13 protein-coding genes are annotated in these 18,617 nt (G+C 73.7%); 5 read left to right on the top strand and 8 right to left on the bottom strand.

Annotated features, from left to right (window positions below; genetic code table 11):
• Positions 1–30: 30 nt before the first annotated feature.
• Positions 31–4,722, top strand: coding sequence for a hypothetical protein (locus tag GXP74_RS23980; RefSeq protein ID WP_182453309.1), 4,692 nt, complete (start codon positions 31–33; stop codon positions 4,720–4,722).
• Positions 4,723–4,963: 241 nt separating this feature from the next.
• A complete protein-coding gene (locus GXP74_RS23975; RefSeq protein ID WP_182453308.1) occupies positions 4,964–5,740 on the top strand; it encodes an SGNH/GDSL hydrolase family protein in 777 nt (258 codons plus the stop codon).
• 39 nt (positions 5,741–5,779) lie between these two features.
• On the opposite strand, the gene GXP74_RS23970 is transcribed toward GXP74_RS23975, so the two are convergent.
• The 6 genes from GXP74_RS23970 to GXP74_RS23945 all read right to left on the bottom strand — a co-directional run bounded on the left by GXP74_RS23970 (position 5,780) and on the right by GXP74_RS23945 (position 12,115).
• A complete protein-coding gene (locus tag GXP74_RS23970; protein ID WP_182453307.1) occupies positions 5,780–6,016 on the bottom strand; it encodes a hypothetical protein in 237 nt (78 codons plus the stop codon).
• Between the two features lie 72 nt (positions 6,017–6,088).
• Positions 6,089–7,690: a glycerol-3-phosphate dehydrogenase/oxidase gene (locus GXP74_RS23965; RefSeq protein WP_182453306.1), complete on the bottom strand. Its 1,602-nt coding sequence runs from the start codon at positions 7,688–7,690 to the stop codon at positions 6,089–6,091.
• Positions 7,691–7,815: 125 nt separating this feature from the next.
• Positions 7,816–9,360 carry a glycerol kinase GlpK gene (gene glpK, locus GXP74_RS23960; protein ID WP_225448140.1) on the bottom strand — a complete coding sequence of 515 codons (1,545 nt, stop codon included), beginning with the start codon at positions 9,358–9,360 and terminating at the stop codon, positions 7,816–7,818.
• 67 nt (positions 9,361–9,427) lie between these two features.
• Entirely contained in the window at positions 9,428–10,138 is a 711-nt protein-coding gene (locus GXP74_RS23955; protein WP_182453305.1) for an MIP/aquaporin family protein, read from the bottom strand.
• A 246-nt stretch (positions 10,139–10,384) separates the two neighbouring features.
• Positions 10,385–11,149: an IclR family transcriptional regulator gene (locus tag GXP74_RS23950; RefSeq protein WP_182453304.1), complete on the bottom strand. Its 765-nt coding sequence runs from the start codon at positions 11,147–11,149 to the stop codon at positions 10,385–10,387.
• 207 nt (positions 11,150–11,356) lie between these two features.
• The gene (locus tag GXP74_RS23945; protein WP_182453303.1) at positions 11,357–12,115 is read right to left on the bottom strand and encodes an SDR family oxidoreductase; all 759 of its coding nucleotides are present in this window, start codon (positions 12,113–12,115) and stop codon (positions 11,357–11,359) included.
• A 101-nt stretch (positions 12,116–12,216) separates the two neighbouring features.
• On the opposite strand from GXP74_RS23945, the gene GXP74_RS23940 reads away from it, so the two are divergent.
• The 3 genes from GXP74_RS23940 to GXP74_RS23930 all read left to right on the top strand — a co-directional run bounded on the left by GXP74_RS23940 (position 12,217) and on the right by GXP74_RS23930 (position 15,908).
• Positions 12,217–12,843: a TetR/AcrR family transcriptional regulator gene (locus tag GXP74_RS23940; RefSeq protein WP_182453302.1), complete on the top strand. Its 627-nt coding sequence runs from the start codon at positions 12,217–12,219 to the stop codon at positions 12,841–12,843.
• Positions 12,844–12,907: 64 nt separating this feature from the next.
• Positions 12,908–13,831, top strand: a complete 924-nt coding sequence (locus GXP74_RS23935; RefSeq protein ID WP_182453301.1) for an NUDIX hydrolase — start codon at positions 12,908–12,910, stop codon at positions 13,829–13,831.
• An 82-nt stretch (positions 13,832–13,913) separates the two neighbouring features.
• On the top strand, positions 13,914–15,908 hold the full coding sequence (locus GXP74_RS23930) for an acetoacetate--CoA ligase (RefSeq protein WP_182453300.1): 1,995 nt from the start codon (positions 13,914–13,916) through the stop codon (positions 15,906–15,908).
• 14 nt (positions 15,909–15,922) lie between these two features.
• Here GXP74_RS23930 and ptsP read toward each other — a convergent pair whose 3' ends face one another.
• Complete coding sequence (gene ptsP / locus GXP74_RS23925; RefSeq protein WP_182453299.1) at positions 15,923–17,608, bottom strand: phosphoenolpyruvate--protein phosphotransferase; 1,686 nt, start codon at positions 17,606–17,608, stop codon at positions 15,923–15,925.
• 91 nt (positions 17,609–17,699) lie between these two features.
• The gene (locus tag GXP74_RS23920; RefSeq protein WP_182453298.1) at positions 17,700–18,149 is read right to left on the bottom strand and encodes a PTS glucose transporter subunit IIA; all 450 of its coding nucleotides are present in this window, start codon (positions 18,147–18,149) and stop codon (positions 17,700–17,702) included.
• Positions 18,150–18,617 lie beyond the last annotated feature (468 nt).

The following is an 18,617-nucleotide window of genomic DNA, read 5'->3' as shown; positions in this document are numbered from 1 at the left end:
GACCCACCGAGCACGGAGATCTGACACCCCATGTACGAGCTGAACCGGGTCCGCCTGTACTCCATCGGCCCAGCCGGTGCGCGGTACGCCGACACCGTGCTCGACCTGAGCGATGTCGGCGACCCGGTCCCTGACCCCGCGCCCCGGCAGCCCGGCTTCTTCGACGACGAGCAGCCGGGCCCGGTCCGCCGCCCGGCCCCGGCCGGGGTGCTCTTCCTGGAGAACGGCGGCGGCAAGTCGGTGCTGCTGAAGCTGATCTTCTCGGTGATGCTGCCGGGCCACCGGAACACCCTCGGCGGCGCCAGCTCCGGCGTGCTGCGCAAGTTCCTGCTCGCCGACGACTGCGGACACGTCGCCCTGGAGTGGCAGCACACCGTCACCGGCGAGAGCGTGGTCGTCGGCAAGGTCAGCGAGTGGCGCGGACGCCAGGTCTCGGCCGACCCGCGCAAGTTCGCCGAGGCCTGGTACTCCTTCCGGCCCGGCCCCGGGCTCAGCCTGGAGTCGCTGCCGGTCGCCGAACACGCCGTGCTGCTGCCCGCGCCCGGCCGGGCCCCCGCCGCCGAGAGCCTGGGCCCCGCCCCCGCGCCGTCCCCGGGGGTGGCCGGGGACGCGGTCCGCCGCCCCTTCTCGGCCCGGGGCAGGCGCCGCACCATGAAGGGCTTCCGGGACGCCCTCACCGAGGCCGGAAAGGCCTACCCGGACCTCGACCTGACCTGGGAGGAGGGCCACGACCGCTGGATCGAGCACCTGGGCGGCCTCGGCCTGGACCCGGAACTGTTCCGCTACCAGCGGGAGATGAACGCCGACGAGGGCGAGGCGGCCGGGCTGTTCGCGGTCCGCAACGACGCCGACTTCACCGACCTGCTGCTGCGCGCCGTCACCGACACCCGCGACACCGACGGCCTGGCCGACCTGGTGCACGGCTTCGCCGCGAAGCTGGGCCGTCGCGCCGAGCTCACCGCCGAACGCGACTTCACCGCCGGTTCGCTGGACCTGCTGCGCCGGATCGCCGAGTCCGCCGAGGCCCGCGAGTCGGTCCGGGAGACGCACCGCGCCGCCGAACGCCGCACCCGCAGGCTCGCCCGCACCCTCACCGTCCGCGCCACCGCCGAGCGCGAGCGCTCCCGGGAGCTCGCCGAGCAGGTCGCCGAGGCCGCCACCGTGGTCGCCGACGCCGACGCCGCCCGCACCCGGCAGTCACTGGTCACCGCCGAGCTGACGCATCGGCACGCCAGCCTGGCGCTGGCCGCCGCCACCGGCACCGCCGCCGCGCTGCGCCGCGAGCTGCTGGACGCGCGCACCCTGCACTCCGCCTGGCAGGCCACCGAGACGGTGCTGCGGCACCGCGCCGCCGCCGACCGCTCGGCCCGGGTCTCGGCCGCGATCCGCGAGGCCGAACGCGACGCCGCCCCGGCCCTGGCCGCCCGCACCCGGGCCGCGCACGCGCTGGTCCGGGCGCTGGAGACGGCCGCTGCCGCCGCCGAGACCCAGGCCGACCAGGAGGAGCAGCGGGCCGGGGCCCTGCAGGCCGAGGGCGCCGCCGCCCGCCGCGACGCCACCGCCGCCGCGACCGCCGGGCAGAAGGCCCGCAGTGAGTCCGAGCACCTGCGCCAGCGGCTGGCCGAGGTCGAGCAGGAGACCCAGGCGGCGGTCCGCTCCGGCTGGATCGACGGCGGCGACGGCGAGCCCGACGCGGTCGACCCGGCCCGGGCCGCGCTGGACGCGGCCGGAGCCGAGCAGCAGACCACCGCCGCCTGGGAGCAGGCCCGGGCCGCCGCCGACGCGGCCGCCACCCGTACCCGCGAGGCCGCCGCCCGGGCCGGGCGCGGCGAACTCGCCGCCGCCCGCGCCAACGACGCGCTGGCGGCGGCCCGCACGGTGCTGGACGCCGAGCAGGACACCGCCGCCCGGCTGGCCGCCGACCCGCGCGCCGCCGACCTGCTCGGCCTGGAACCGGACGACCCGCGGGGGGTGACCCCGGACGCCTTCGACCGCGCCGCCGACTCGCTGCGCGACCTGCTCGACAACTCCGTCGCCGCCGCCGAGCGCACCCTGTTCGACCTGCGCACGGCCGCCGCCGACGACTCCCGGGTGCTGGCCGCCCTCGGCGACGGCGGCCTGCTGCCGCCCGGCCCGGACGTGCTGGCCACCGTCGAGTACCTGGGCGAGCACGGCGTCCCGGCGCTGCCCGGCTGGCGCTACCTGGCGCAGTCGGTCGACCCGGTCGACCACGACCGGATCCTGGACGCCCGGCCGCAGCTGGTCGACGGCGTGATCGTGACCGACCCGGCGGCGCTGCTGCGGGCCCGCGAGGTGCTGGCCCGGGCCGCGCTGCTGCCGCGCTCCGCCGTCGCCGTCGGCACCGCGGCCGCGCTGCTCGCCCCGGTCACCGACACCGGGACGGCCGGGGCCGACCTGTTCCTGGTCCCGCCGAACCCGGCCATGCACGACGAGAACGCCGCCGACGAGGAGCGCCGCCAGCTGCGCGACCGGGCCCTGGCCCGGGACGAGCGGATCCGCGAGCTCGCCGCCCGGCTCGGCGCGGACCGGGTGCTCGCCGGGCGCCTGGCCTCCTGGCGTACCCGCTGCCCGGCCGGACGCCTGGCCGAGCTGGCCGCCGACGTCGCCGCCGCCGGTACCGCGACGGAGCTGGCCATGGCCGAGCTCGCCGCCGCCCGGGCCGAACTGGCCGAGGCCGAGGCCGAGCAGAGCGGGGCGGTGCGGCTGCGGGACGACCGGGCCGAGGCCGCCCAGCAGGCCCGCCGCCGCGCCGACGCGCTCACCGGCCTGGCCTTCCGGCTGCGCGAGCGCACCGGCTGGGCCGGGCGGCTGCGCACCCTCGCGGACGAGGCGGCCGAGGCCGAGCAGCGGCAACTGCTGTGCGAGGACCGGGCCCAGGCCGCCGACGAGGACCGCCGCGCGGCCCAGCGCGGCGCCGACGACGCCCGCCGCACGGTCCGGGTGCTGCGCGCCGAGCGCGCCGAACTGCCCAGCGCCGAGGAGAGCGCCGAGCCGGACGCCGGGCCGCGGGCCCAGCGGCCGGAAGCCTCGCTGCCCGCGCTGCGCGAGGCCCACCGGGCCGCCTCGCAGCTGTACGAGCAGGTCGGCGTCGGCGCGGACCTGCGCGCCGAGCAGGCCCGCGCCGAGGGCGAGGAGACCGCCGCCCGGATCGAGCTCGACCGGCTCACCAACAAGGTCCGGGGCCGCGCCGAGGAGCTGCTGACCAGCCCCGACGGCGCCGACGGCCCGTCCCGGCAGGCCGCCGCCGGTCGCGCCGAGGAACTCGTGCAGACCATCGAGACCCGCGCCTCCGCCGCCAGCGAGCAGCTCGGGCGGCTGCGCGGCGAGGCCGAGCGCAGCGCCCCGGTCACCGGCGACGCCCACACCGAACTGCCGGACGAGCTGGTTCCCGGCGACCCGGAGCACGCCCAGGCGCTGCTGCGCACCGCGACCGCCGAACTCGCCCGCCGCACCGACGTCCTGGCGGCGGGCCGGGCCGCGCACGCGGACCTGCAGCGCACCCTGGAGGCCGCGCAGCTGGCCGCCGCCGACTTCGACGACTGCGCCGCGCAGCTCCGCGACGGCCTGCGCGACCCCGCCCCGGGCGCGGCCGAGGCCGAGGAGGAGCCGCCCGCGCCCTACCCGGGCAGCCTGGCCGAGGCCCGGCAGGCCGCCGCCGACACCCGGCGCACCCTGCGGGCCGCCGGGGCCGACCTGGCCGCCGCCGACCTGGCCGTCCGCGACGCCGCCGACGCGCTGGTCCGGCACGCCAACGCGATCCGCTACGAGGTCGTGCGCACCCCCGCCCGGCAGCAGATCCGGGAGCTGCCGGCCGCGCTGCTGCCGGACCACGCCGCCGCCTGGGCCACCGCGTTCGCGCCCCGACTGCGGGTGCTCACCGACGAGTTGGAGCAGCTGGAACGCAACCGCGACAGCATCGTGGACCGGCTGCGCGGCCTGGTCGAGACCTCGCTGGCGACGCTCCGGGCCGCCCAGCGGCTGTCCCGGCTGCCCGAGGGCCTGGGGGAGTGGTCGGGGCAGGAGTTCCTCCGGATCCGCTTCGAGGACCCGGACCACGCCGGTCTGACCGAACGCCTGGGCGAGGTCATCGACGAGGCCACCCGCGCCGCCGTCCGCCGCACCAGCGGCGCCGGGGCCGCCACCGGCGGCAGCGACTGGGGCCGCCGCGACGGCATGTCGCTGCTGCTGCGCGGGGTGCACGCGGCGCTGGAGCCCAAGGGCGTGGCGGTGGAGATCCTGAAGCCGGACGCGGTGCTGCGCGCCGAGCGGGTCTCGGTCAGCCAGATGTCGGACGTCTTCTCCGGCGGCCAGCTACTGACCGCCGCCATCGCGCTCTACTGCACCATGGCCGCGCTGCGCTCCAACGACCAGGGCCAGGCCCGGCTGGCGCACGCGGGCACGCTGTTCCTGGACAACCCGATCGGCCGGGCCAACGCCACCTACCTGATCGAGCTCCAGCGGGCGGTGGCCTCGGCCCTGGGCGTCCAGCTGATCTACACCACCGGTCTGCTGGACGCGAACGCCCTGGCCGAGTTCCCGCTGATCATCCGGCTGCGGAACGACGCCGACCTGCGGGCGGGGCAGAAGTTCATCTCGGTGGAGGAGCACCTGCGTCCGGGCCTGCCGGCGGTGGACCCGGACGCCCCGGAGATCCAGGGCGAGCTGACCTCCACCCGGATCTACCGCCGCCCGGTCGGCTGAGCCGCCGGGGACGGGTGGTGCGGCCGGTGCGGTGGTGAAGCGGGGGTAACAGTCAGGGAGCCGGTGTGATGGTCATGTGCACGCCAGATGAAATGCCGGTCCGGGAAGCAGAACTTCGCCGCACGCCTCTTTCTCGGGGCGCCGGATGCCTGCTACTCCTGGGTAGCAATCGCCAAGAGCGAGCGCGCAACCCCTCTCCCCACCCTTCGCGGAGGTTACCGTGCGGCCCTTCCCTGCCCTGATGACCGGAGCCGTCGTCGTCGCGATGACCGCGACGTCCATGCTGGCCCTGGCCCCCACCGCCAGTGCCGCCACCGGCGGCTACGTCGCCCTCGGCGACTCGTACTCCGCAGGCGTCGGCTCCACCAGCGACTACCTGAACAGCTGTGACCAGAGCACCGCCGCCTACCCCTACCTGTACCAGCAGGCGGTGGACCCCAGCTCGTTCAGCTTCCAGGCCTGCACCGGCGCCACCGCCCCGGACATCGAGAGCGGCCAGCTCTCGGCGCTGGGCTCCGGCACCGGCCTGGTCAGCCTCACCGACGGCGGCGACGACGTGGGCTTCTCCACGGTGATGGAGGACTGCGTGCTGTACTCGCAGAGCACCTGCCTGAGCGAGATCTCCTCCGCCGAGCAGCAGGCCACCAGCACCCTCCCGGGCACCCTGGACACCCTCTACCAGGACATCCGCGGCGACGCCCCCAACGCCCGGGTCGTGGTCATGGGCTACCCGGAGCTGTACGACCTGAGCCAGTCCAGCGGCTGCGTCGGCCTGTCCACCAAGTCCCGCACCGCCCTCAACGGCGCGGCCGACACCCTGGACAGCGTCATCGCGGCCCAGGTCGCCAAGTACTCCGGCTTCACCTTCGCCGACGTCCGCGGCTATTTCTCCGGGCACGAGATCTGCGACTCCGACTCCTGGGTCAACTCGGTGACCTGGCCCGTCTCCGACTCCTACCACCCCACCGCCGAGGGCCAGGCCGACGGCTACCTCGCGGCGTTCCGAGCGGCGCTCTGACCGACACCCCGGTCAGCGCCCCGGCGGGCCCGCCACCGCTCAGCGGCGGCGGGCCGGCTGCGGTGCGCGCCGCCGCTTGACGTCCTCCTGCCAGGCGATCCCGGCGTCCAGCAGGAACCAGGTGGTGGCGAAGATCCCGAAGCCGGTCAGCGTCAACCCCAGGACGGTGTAGCCGCTGTGGGCGAGCTGGCACACCACCGTGTACAGCAGCGTGGTCAGCGTGAGGGCCAGGCTCACCAGGAGCCTGGCCCGCGCCGTCCGCGAACGGTCCGTCACACGTCTCCCCATCGCAGCTCCCCGTCTCTCCACTGCGCGCCGACGCCCGGACCCTGCCCGCCTCCCGGAGGTTCACACCACCCGGTGCGCCGCCAGGTAGGACTCGACCTCGGTCCGCACCTCAGGGGTGTCCAGCCCGCGCACGACCATGGTGGTACGCCGCCGCAGCACGTCGTCCGCGGTCTGCGCCCATTCCCGGGAAGCAGCATAGGCGACCTGCGCCCACACATCCGGACCGTCCTGGTGGATCGGGCGGCCGAGTTCCGGGTTCTCGTCGATGAGCTGGGCGATCTCGAAGGAAAGCGTCCCGTAGTGCGTCGCCAGGTGGCGCGCCACCAGCGGGTCCATCCGCGCCCCCGGCTCGCGGTCCACCAGCAGCCGGTGCGCGACCGCGTTCGGGCTGCCGACACCCGGCAGCGGCACCGTGCGCGGGATCACCGAGATGTCCTCGGCCAGCCCCGCCCCCGACACCTGCGCCAGCTTCTCCAGCACCACCCGGCCGATGTGGCGGTAGGTGGTCCACTTGCCCCCGGCCACCGACAGCATCCCGCCCCGGCCCTCGGTCACCACCGTCTCGCGCTTGGCCGCCGCGGTCTCCCCGGGCCCGCCGGGCAGCACCCGCAGCCCGGCGAAGGAGTAGGTGACCAGGTCGCGGTCCAGGTGCTCGTCGCGCACCGCGTGCCCGGCCTCGCCCAGGATCTGGTCGATGTCGGCCTCGGTCGCCCGCACGTCCGCCGGGTCGCCGGTGTACTCCTCGTCGGTCGTGCCGAACAGCACGTGGTCCTCCCACGGGATGGCGAAGGACACCCGGTACTTGTCGATCGGGATGGTCAGCGCCGCCCGCCACGGGGTCTTCCGCTTCAGCACCACGTGCGCGCCCTTGGACAGCCGGATGCTGGGGGCCGCGGTCGGGTCCTCCATGTGCCGCAGGTGGTCCACCCACGGGCCGGTCGCGTTCAGCACCAGCCGGGCGTTGACGCCGAACTCGGTCCCGTCCAGCCGGTCCCGCAGCTCCGCGCCGGTCACCCTGGTCCCGGTGCCCCCCTTGCTCGTGGAGAACCGCAGCCCGGTCACCTCCGCGTGGTTGAGCACCACCGCGCCGGAGTCCACCGCCGCCCGCACGGTCATCACCGCCACCCGCGAGTCGTTCATCTGGTGGTCGCCGTAGACCGCGACCGAGCGCAGCCCCTCGGTGCGCAGCGCGGGCACCTGCTGCGCCGCGTGCGCCGCCGTCGAGACCCGGCCCATGCCGTCGCGGAAGGCCGACAGCGCCGAGTAGAGGAACACCCCGGCGCCCAGCTTGGGGGCGCTGTGCGGGCCGCCCTTGTACACCGGCACGAAGAAGGTCAGCGGGTTGACCAGGTGCGGCGCGACGTCGGTGGCCAGCGCCCGGCGCTCCTTGTGGTTCTCGGCGACCAGCTTCACCGCGCCGGTCTGCAGGTAGCGCAGCCCGCCGTGGACGAGCTTGGAGGAGGCGCTGGAGGTGGCGCCGGCGAAGTCCCCGGCGTCCACCATGGCGACCCGCAGCCCGGACTGGGCGGCGGTCCAGGCGACCGCGGTGCCGAGGATGCCGCCGCCGATCACCAGCAGGTCGTAGGTGGCGCTGCTGAGCAGCTGCCGGGTCTGCGCCCGGTTGACGGTGTGGTTGGCGCCCAGGGTCGGGATGCTGTTCATGTGATGGTCCGACAGGCCGTTTTCGGGCGGCCTGCCTTCTCCTCTCGGGGGGGGTGTCTCGGTGGTGCTGCGGGTGGTGCGGGCGGGACGCTCCGGTGGGGCGCCCCGCCCGCCGCGGTCCGGGGTCAGTCCGTGGCCGCGGCCTCCTCTTCCTCGTCGATCCAGCCCATGGTCCGCTCGACGGCCTTGAGCCAGTTCTTGTACTCGCGGGCGCGGGTGTCCTCGTCCATGTGCGGGGTCCACTCGGCGGCGCGGTGCCAGTTGGCCCGCAGGGTCTCCAGGTCCGGCCAGAAGCCGACCGCGAGCCCGGCGGCGTAGGCCGCGCCCAGCGCCGTGGTCTCGGCCACGAACGGCCGCTCGACCGGGGCGTCCAGCGCGTCCGCGATGTACTGCATCAGCAGGTTGTTGCTGGTCATCCCGCCGTCGACCTTGAGCGCGGTCAGGGTCACCCCGGAGTCCTTGGCCATGGCGTCGACCACCTCGCGGGTCTGCCAGGCGGTGGCCTCCAGCACCGCGCGGGCCAGGTGGCCCTTGGTCACGTAGCGGGTCAGCCCGGTGATCACGCCGCGCGCGTCGGAGCGCCAGTAGGGCGCGAACAGGCCGGAGAAGGCGGGCACGATGTACGCGCCGCCGTTGTCCCGCACGGTCGAGGCCAGGGTCTCGATCTCGGCGGCGGTGGAGATGATGCCGAGCTGGTCCCGCAGCCACTGCACCAGCGAGCCGGTGACCGCGATCGAGCCCTCCAGCGCGTAGATCGGCTTCTGGTCGCCGATCCGGTAGCCGACCGTGGTCAGCAGCCCGTGGTACGAGTTGACCACCTTCTCGCCGGTGTTCAGCAGCAGGAAGGTGCCGGTGCCGTAGGTGCTCTTGGCCTCGCCGACGTTGAAGCAGGTCTGGCCGAACAGCGCGGCCTGCTGGTCGCCCAGCGCGGACGCCACCGGCACCCCGGCGAGCGCGCCCACGGCCTGCCCGTACACCTCGGCCGAGGAGCGGATCTCCGGCAGCACCTGGGCCGGGACCTGCATCGACTCCAGGATCTTCGCGTCCCACTCCAGCGTGTGCAGGTTCATCAGCATGGTGCGCGAGGCGTTGGTGACGTCGGTGACGTGGACGCCGCCGTCCGGGCCGCCGGTGAGGTTCCAGATGACCCAGCTGTCCATGGTGCCGAACAGGATGTCCCCGGCCTCGGCGCGCTCGCGCAGGCCGTCCACGTTGTCGAGCAGCCAGCGGATCTTCGGCCCGGCGAAGTAGCTGGCCAGCGGCAGGCCGGTCTCCCGGCGGAAGCGGTCCTGGCCGACGTTGCGGCCGAGCTCCTTGCACAGCGCCTCGGTCCGGGTGTCCTGCCAGACGATGGCGTTGTGCACCGGTCGGCCGGTGTGCCTGTCCCACAGGATGGTGGTCTCGCGCTGGTTGGTGATGCCGATCGCGCGGATGTCGTCCTTGGTCAGGTCGGCCTTGCCCAGAGCCCCGGCGATGACCGACTGGACTCTGGTCCAGATCTCGGCGCCGTCGTGCTCGACCCAGCCGGGCTGCGGGAAGATCTGGCTGTGTTCCTGCTGGTCGACGGCGACGATGCGGCCGTCCGCGCCGAAGATGATGCACCGGCTGGAGGTGGTGCCCTGGTCGATCGCGGCGATGTACTGGCCGCCATTGGACAGTGTGGTGGTCACGGCTGGAATCCTCAGGGGGTGGGAGCGGACGGGTTTCTCTGTTGCGCTCGGGCGGGTGGGGCTGCTCTCAGAACAGCGCCTTGTAGAGCAGTCCGGCAAGCGCCGCGCCGATGAGCGGTCCGACGACCGGCACCCAGGCGTAGCGCCAGTTGGAGCCGCCCTTGTGGGGTATCGGCAGCAGCGAGTGCACGATCCGCGGGCCGAGGTCGCGGGCCGGGTTGATGGCGTACCCGGTCGGCCCGCCGAGCGAGAAGCCGATGCCGACCACGGTGAAGGCGACGATGAGGATCCCGGTGCCGGACAGCGCCAGCTGCGTGTTGAGCCCGTCCACCAGGATCAGGATGCACAGCACGAAGGTGCCGATGATCTCGGTGACCAGGTTCTGCACCGGGTGGTCGATCTCCGGGCCGGTGGCGAAGATCCCCAGCGTGGGCTCCTCGTTGGCCTGGAACTGGCCCAGGTAGGCCAGCCACACCAGGACCGCGCCGATGACGGCGCCGATCATCTGTCCGGCGAAGTAGAGCGGCACATGCCCCCATTGGCCGCTCTTGACGGCGATGGCCAGGGTCACCGCGGGGTTGAGCTCGGCCCCGGACAGGGAGTTGGACACGTAGGCCGCGACCATCACGGCGAAGCCCCAGCCGAAGGCGATGGCGGTCCAGCCGGCTCCCTGGGCCTTGGACTTCTTCAGCGTGACGGCGGCGCACACGCCGCCGCCGAGCAGGATCAGCAGTGCGGTGCCGAGTATCTCGCCAAAGAAGATGTGGAGGTTGGACACATGGACTCCTTCGTCCTAAGTCCCTGCTGTGGGTGGAGCTGAGGGTGGAGGCGAGCGGCATAGTCATGAACGTTGTTCGACATTGTCGACCTCCATGCGGCAGTTTTCCTGCTCAACAGGCCTGCGTCAAGACCGGCATATGAACTTCCGGTGAGACGGGCAGAAGTAGAGAAAAGCTGACAAAACACCCCTATAGCGACATAGCGCGACCCGGTCGGGTCGCGCTATGTCGGGGGACTGCCGGGGTCAGAAGCGCGCGGCGCCGAGGTCGCGGGAGATCGCCCGGGCGGCCTCGCGGACGGCGACCACCAGGTCCGGCCGGGGCGCCCCGGCCTCGCACACCCGCTCGACCGCGCCGCTGACGCACACCGCGCCCACCGGGTTGCGCCTGCGGTCCTGGATCAGCGCGCCGATCGAGGCCACGCCCTCCCAGGTCTCCTCCACGGCGGCACTCCAGCCGCGCTCACGGGTCAGCGCGCACTCGGCGTCGATGTCGGCCAGGTCGGTGAGCGTCCGCATGGTGAAGGACTCCGGCGGATTGTCGGTCAACTCGCCCCGGGCCACCGGGTCGTGGGCCAGCAGTACCTTGCCCATGGCGGTGCTGTGCAGCGGGTGCATGCTGCCGACCTCCAGCACCTGCCGACTGTCGTCCGGGCGGAACACATGGTGCACGATCAGCACCCCGTGCTGGTGCAGCACGCCGAGGTAGACGGTTTCGCCGCTGGCGCGGGCCAGGTCGTCCGCCCAGACCAGCGCCCGGGCCCGGAGCTCGTGCACGTCCAGATAGCTCTGTCCGAGCCGCAGCAGCTCCGCGCCGAGCTGGTACTTGCCGCTCTCCGGGTCCTGCTCGACGAAGCCCTCCTGCTGGAGCGTGCGCAGCATCCCGTGGGTGGTGCCCTTGGCCAGCCCGAGGGAGGCGGACACCTCGGTCAGCCCCAGGCGGCGCTCGCCGCCGGCGAGCAGCCGCAGGATGGCCGCCGCGCGCTCTAGGGACTGGATCGGGCCGGGCATCGCACACCTCCGCAGGGAATGCGGTCGACAATGCAGAACAGCATATGGGTATGTCGACCGCGATTCATTCACCTCCGAGTCTGCCAGGTGACGCGCTGTTACTCCATCGCCGAGGAGGGTGAATCCTGTGCACATCAGACCACAGGCCCGCACGACGGAGCGGCCCGGCCCCTGTCCCGGGGCCGGGCCGCTCCGCTCGTTCGCTGGTCAGCCGCCGATCGGGCCCAGTCGCGCGCCGCCGTCGACCGGCAGCACCACGCCGGTGGTGAAGGTGTTCTCCACCAGGAACGCGACCGCGTGCGCCACCTCCTCCGGCCTGCCCGGACGCCCGATCGCGGTGGTCGCGGTGCTGGAGCTGAGCGCCCCCGCGCGGGCCTCGCTCGGCACCCAGTCCCACCACGGAGTGTCGATGATGCCGGGGGAGACCGCGTTCACCCGGCGCGGCGCCAGCTCGGCGGCCAGGATCCGGGCCGCCGTCTCCACCGCCGCGTTGGACGACCCGAGCACCACCAGTCCCGGCGCGCTCAGCTGGGAGCTGACGGCCCCCAGCAGCGTCACCGAACCGTCCGCCCGGAGCGTCCCCAGGGCGGCCTTCACCGTCAGCAGGTGCGGGATCAGCTTCCCCTCGCTGTGCCGCCGCAGCTCCGCCGCGGTGAGCTCGGTCAGCGCGGTCACCCCGCCGTTGGCGGTGAGCGTGATCACCAGGTGGTCGAACGGCCCCACCTGCGCGAAGAACCCGGCCAGCTGCTCCTCGTCGGCCGCGTCCAGGGTCAGCCCGGAGACCGCGCCCTCGGCCGCCCCCTCAGCCGCCCCCTCGTTCAGCCGCTTGAGCGCGGACTCCAGTCGCTGCGGGTCGCGCCCGGCCACGACCACCTGGTACCCCCGCGCCAGCAGCAGCTCCGCCGTGGCCAGCCCGATGCCGGAGGTCCCGCCGATGACGACGACGCGCTCGCTGTGTTCGGACATCTCTTTCCCCACCAGATTCGTTCCGGTGACCCTCTTTCGAGTCACTGTGCCTCGATTATGTATCGAGACACGGTGACTTGTAAAGCTTGTAGGGTGCGGGCATGACCGGACTCCCGATCGGCAGGCCGCGCAGCGACGCCGCCCGCCGCGCCGTACTCGACGCCGCCATGGCCCTGGCCGTCCGTGACGGCTACACCGCCGTCACCATCAAGGGCATCGCCCAGACCGCCGGGGTCGGCCGGCAGACCGTCTACCGCTGGTGGCCCACGCGCGGGGCGGTGATGATGGAGGCGCTGGCCGAGGTCGGCGCGGCCCACGGCCTGCCCGAGCCCACCGCCGACCCCTGGGCCGACCTGCGTACCTTCCTGGACAGCACGTTCGCCCTGGCCGGGACGCGGCCGGTGGTGGGCGTGGTGCTGCTGGGGGTCACCGCCGACGCCGTGGCCGACCCGGAGCTGTCCGCGCTGCGGCGCGGCTACATCGCGGGCCGCCGGGCCATGCTGCGCGGCCTGCTGGAGCGCTGCGGCCGGCAGTGGCAGGTCCCGGTGGACACCATCGTGGACATGGTCTTCGGCGCCATGTGGTACCGGCTGATGAACGAACACTCCCGGGTCGGGCCGGAGTTGACGGTGGAGATGCTGACGGCGATCGAACTGCTGAGCAAAACCGCTGGCGTCCGGGAGCCCGGCGCGCTACGTTCTTCTCAGAGCAAGAAGGACTCCAACTGAGAACAACCGCAGCCGGACCGCAGTGGCGCGACGGCCGAACGACGACAAGCACGCCGGGGGATCGATGGCAGCGCAGCCCGATCTGCCGCCCGCCCGCGCGGGCGAGCGGGAGTGGCTCGCCGCCTACGACCCCCACGCTTTCGCCCCGGTCGCCGTCACCGTGGACATCGTCGTCCTGACGATGCGCCACAGCCGCTTGCACGTCCTCCTGGTGGAACGCGCGGGCCCGCCCTACCGAGGGTGCCTGGCTCTCCCCGGCGGCTTCGTCCGCGCCGGTCGGGAAGGCCTCGCCCAGGCCGCCGCCCGCGAGCTCGCCGAGGAGACCGGGGTGGACCCGACCCTGCTCAGCCGGGTCCACCTGGAACAGCTGGGAAGCTACGGATCGCCCGCACGCGACCCGAGGATGCACGTCGTCTCGGTCGCCTACCTCGCCTTCGCCCCGGACCTGCCCGACCCCCGGGCCGGCGGCGACGCTGCCTCGGCAGCCTGGACTCCGGTCGCCGGACCTCGCGGGGGTGGGTCCGGCGACCGGGCAACACCGCCCGGCCCGGACGCCCCAGGCCCGGACGCCCCCAACCCGGATGCCACGGGCCCGGACGCCCCCGCCCGCCCGCTGCTCGGCGAGGCACTGGCCCAGGCGCTGGCCTTCGACCACGCCGGGATACTCGCCGACGCCCTCGACCGGGCCCGCTCCAAGGTCGAGTACACCCCGCTGGCCACCGCCTTCCTCGAACCCGAGTTCACCATCCCCGAACTGCGCGCCGTCTACGAGGAGATCTGGGGCGAACCGCTGCACGCCGGGAACTTCCACCGCAAGGTCCTCTCCGTCCCCGGCTTCGTGGTCAGCACCGGCCGCACCACCACCCGCGGCGGCAGCAAGGGCGGCCCGCGCGCCCGGCTCTACCGCGCCGGCGGGGCCAGAACCCTCCATCCGGCCCTGCTGCGCCCGGGCGACCGGGAGGACGCGGCTGAGCGGCCTCTGGATTAACCAGCGTTCACATGGCAGATTTCTGTCCGGCGCGTCCGCCCACTCCGCCCGCGCCGCGACCCCGGACCATGGGAGCCCGAAGATGAGCAGCCCCGCCCCGCAGCCCACCGAGCAGCCGACCCCGCTGTGGCGGCCCGACCCGGCCGCTGCCGAGGACACCCGGCTCGTCCAGTTCCAGCGCTGGGCCGCGCGGCACCACGGCGCCCCCGAAGGCGACTACGCGGACCTGCACCGCTGGTCCACCGACGACCTGGACCGCTTCTGGACCGCCGTCAGCGAGTGGTTCGACGTCCGCTTCACCACCCCGCCGCGGACCGCCCTGGCCGACCCCGCCATGCCCGGCGCGGTCTGGTTCCCCGGTGCCCGCCTCAACTACGCCGAACACGCCCTGCGCCACGGCGAGGACCCGGCCGAGGCCGACCGCCCGGCGATCCTGCACCTCGACGAGAGCGGCGCCGACCCGCTGGTCCTCAGCTGGGCCGCACTGCGCCAACAGGTCGGCTCGCTGGCCGCCGAGCTGCGGCGGCTCGGGATCCGACCCGGCGACCGGGTCGGCGCCTACGTCCCCAACATCCCGCAGGCCGCCGTCGCGCTGCTGGCCACCGCCGCGGTGGGCGCGGTGTGGACCTCCTGCGCGCCCGACTTCGGCGCCCGCAGCGTCCTCGACCGGTTCCAGCAGCTCGAACCCGTGCTGCTGTTCGCCGTCGACGGCTACCGCTACGGCGGCAAGGAGCACGACCGCGGCGCGGTCGTCGCCGAGCTGCGCCGGGAGCTGCCCTCGCTGCGGCAGGTGGTGCACATCCCGCTGCTGGGAACCCCGGCCCCGGAGGGCGCGCTCGACTGGGACGCGCTCACCGCTCTCGGCCAGGAGCCGGTCTTCGAGCAGGTGCCGTTCGACCACCCGCTGTGGGTGCTCTACTCCTCCGGCACCACCGGCCTGCCCAAGGCCATCGTCCAGGGCCACGGCGGCATCGTGGTCGAGCACCTGAAGCAGGTCGCGCTGCACCTCGACCTCGGCCCGCAGGACCGTTTCTTCTGGTACACCTCCACCGGCTGGATGATGTGGAACATCCTGGTGGCCGGACTGCTGGTCGGCGCCACCGTCATCAGCTACGACGGCAGCCCCGGCTACCCGGCCACCGACGCCCAGTGGCGGATCGCCGCTCGCGCCGGGGCCACCGTCTTCGGCACCTCGGCCGCCTACGTCACCGCCTGCGCCAAGGCCGACGTCCACCCCGGCCGCGACCTCGACCTGTCCCGGCTGCGCGCGGTCGGGACCACCGGCTCGCCGCTCCCGCCGGACGGCTTCCGCTGGATCTACGGGGAGATCAGCCCCGACATCTGGCTCGCCTCGGTCAGCGGCGGCACCGACGTGTGCAGCTGCTTCGTCGGCGGCGTGCCGACCCTGCCGGTGTACCTCGGCGAGATCCAGGCCCCCTGCCTGGGCGTCGCCGTCGAGTCCTGGGACGCCCAGGGCAAGCCGCTCACCGGCGAGGTCGGCGAACTCGTGGTGACCCGGCCGATGCCCTCGATGCCACTCGGCTTCTGGAACGACCCGGACGGCGCCCGCTACCGGGAGAGCTACTTCGAGACCTACCCCGGCGTCTGGCGCCACGGCGACTGGATCACCGTCACCGAGCGCGGCAGCGTGGTCATCCACGGCCGCTCCGACTCCACCCTGAACCGGCAGGGCGTCCGGATGGGCTCCGCCGACATCTACGAGGTGGTCGAGCGGCTGCCGCAGATCCGCGAATCCCTGGTCGTCGGCATCGAGCAGCCCGACGGCGGCTACTGGATGCCGCTGTTCGTGGTCCTCGCCGAGGGCGCCGCCCTGGACGACGCGCTGCGCGCCGCGATCCGCGACGCGATCCGCGCCCAGCTCTCGCCCCGGCACGTGCCGGACGAGGTGATCGCCGTCCCGGTGCTGCCGCACACGCTCACCGGCAAGCGGCTGGAGGTCCCGATCAAGCGGATCCTCTCGGGCACCCCGCTCGCCCGGGCGGTCAACCCGGGCTCGCTGGACAACCCGGCGGCGCTGACCCCCTTCGTCGAGCTCGCCGCCGAACGCAGGCCCTGACCGGGGCCGCGCGCCTACTCGCCGGACAGCACTTGGTTGGCCGCCGCCCGGGCCTGCTCCGCCGTGTCGGTGGCCCGGGCGGCGGCGGCCGCCCGCTCGCACTGCGCGAGCGTGTGCTTGGCCAGCCGCGCCCGCACATAGGGGATCGACGCCGCGCCCATGGACAGGCTGGTGACGCCCAGACCGGTCAGCACACAGGCCAGCTCCGGATCGGCCGCCGCCTCGCCGCAGACCCCGCAGCTCTTCCCGGTGGCCCGGGCCGCCTCCGCCGCCAGCGCCACCAGGTCGAGCAGCGCGGGCTGCCACGGGTCCTGCAGCCGGGCGACCGAACCCAGCTGCCGGTCCGCCGCGAAGGTGTACTGGGCCAGGTCGTTGGTACCCAGCGAGATGAACTCGACCTCCTGGAGCACCGACCGGGCCCGCAGCGCCGCCGAGGGGATCTCCACCATCGCCCCGTACTTCGCCCGCAGCCCGGCCTCACGGCAGGCGTCCGCGAACGCCTTGGCGTCGATCCGGTCCGCGACCATCGGCGCCATCACCTCCAGGTAGACCGGCAGCCCCTCGGCAGCCCTGGCCAGCGCCCGCAACTGGGTGCGCAGCACGTCCGGGTGCTCCAGCAGGCTCCGCAGGCCGCGCACGCCGAGGGCGGGGTTCGGCTCCTCGCCCGGCGTCAGGAAGTCCAGCGGCTTGTCGGCCCCGGCGTCCAGGACCCGGACCACCACCCGGCTCTCCGGGAACGCCTCCAGCACCGCCCGGTACGCCACCACCTGCGCGTCCTCCGAGGGCGCCCGCTGCGAGTCCTCCGGGCTCGGGTTGTCCAGGAACAGGAACTCGGTCCGGAACAGGCCGACGCCCTCCGCCCCCGCCTCAAGCGCCGCCGTCACGTCCGCCGGACCGCCGATGTTGGCCAGCAGCGGCACCGGATGGCCGTCCGAGGTCCGCCCGGGACCGGAGGCGGAGGCCAGCGCCGCCCTGCGCTCGGCGGCAACCCGCCGCAGCTCCGCCTGCCGCTCCTCGGACGGGTCGAGCAGCACCTCGCCGGTGCTGCCGTCGACCGCCACCACGGCGCCCTCCGGCAGCCCGGTCGCCCCGGTGAAGGCGACCACCGCCGGGACGCCCAGCGCCCGGGCCAGGATCGCGCTGTGGCTGGTCGGCCCGCCCTCCTCGGTCACGAACCCGAGCACCAGCGCCGGGTCGAGCAGCGCGGTGTCCGCCGGCGCCAGATCCCGGGCGACCAGCACATACGGCTCGTCGCTGTCGGGGACGCCGGGCATCGGCACCCCCATCAGCCGGGCCACGATCCGGTTGCGCACGTCGTCCAGGTCGGCGACCCGGCCCGCCAGGTACTCCCCGGCGTTCGCCAACAGCGCCCGGTAGGAGGCGAAGGCGTCGTAGACCGCGCGCTCGGCGGTGCTCCCGACGGTGATCCGCCGCTCCACGTCCGCCAGCAGCTCCGGGTCCAGCGCCATCAGCGACTGCGCCTCCAGCACGGCCTGCGCCTCGCCCCCGGCCAGGTTGCCGCGCGCCTGCAGGTCGGCGGCGACGGCCTCGACGGCCTGCCGCGCCCGCGCCTGCTCACGCGGCGCGCCCTCGGTCGGCGCCTGCTGCGCCGGGGGCTCCAGCACCGCCGTGCCCATGTGCCGGATCTGTCCGATCGCGACCCCGTGGCTCACGCCAACGCCGCGCAGCGTCTCTGCCATCTGTCACCCGTCTCCGCTCGGGACACGGCCGTCGCCGACCGTAGGATTCCGTCGTACCACGCGGGCCGCCCCGCGTGTCCGGCTGACGCCGTCAGGTCCAGCTGAACAAGGTGCTGTCGGGGGTCACCTGGCCGTGCTCCTGGATGTCCGAGAGCTGGCCGGCGGTCGCCTCCAGGGCCACCACCGGGCAGATCGGCGACTTGCCGGCGGCCTCCACCTCGACCGGGTTCCAGCGGACCACCGGCTGCCCGCGCCGCACCGTGTCGCCCTTGGCCACCAGCAGGTCGAACCCGGCACCGTTGAGCTGAACGGTGTCGATGCCGAGATGCGTGAGGACGCCGTGCCCGTCGCCGTCGACCACCACGAAGGCATGCGGGTGCATCGACACGATCACCCCGTCCAACGGCGAGACCGCCTCCCCGGGCTTCCGCTCCGGGTCGATCGCGGTACCGGGGCCCACCATCGCCCCGGAGAAGACCGGGTCGGGCACAGCGGCGAGTCCGATGGCGTGTCCGGCCAGCGGGGAGGTCACTCTCGTCATACCCGGTGCTCCTCAGGGTCGTTGGGTCGGTCAGAACAAATCTAGCCAAACCGGGCCACGGCGCCAGGTGAGGCGGGCGCCGCACCCTGACGAGCACCCGGGCGCGGCGGATTTGCCCGTGGGTCGACCGAGCTGTAACGTTGGACATCTGCCCGCGACAACCCGAGACGGTTGACGCATGCCGATGGAACCCACATTTCCAGCTCGATGAGAATCGCGCCAGATCATGAGTTCCATCCGGTGAATGGCAGCCGGAAACCGAACCGGAATGGACCACTGAAAAGGTCTGCTAAGCTCGGTACAGCGAGAAGAACGAAGCGCCTGGAGAGACCGGTGAAAGGGTCTTGAAGGAAGCGTCCGTTCCTTGAGAACTCAACAGCGTGCCAAAAGTCAACGCCAGATATGTTGATACCCCGTCCGTTGATCGGACGAGGTTCCTTTGATGCACAAAACACTAGCGAGGACGCA

The sequence above is a fragment of the Streptacidiphilus sp. P02-A3a genome, from assembly GCF_014084105.1.
Classification (GTDB): domain Bacteria; phylum Actinomycetota; class Actinomycetes; order Streptomycetales; family Streptomycetaceae; genus Streptacidiphilus.
Note: the sequence above shows the minus strand (reverse complement) of the source record. Positions and strands in the feature narration are given on the sequence as shown.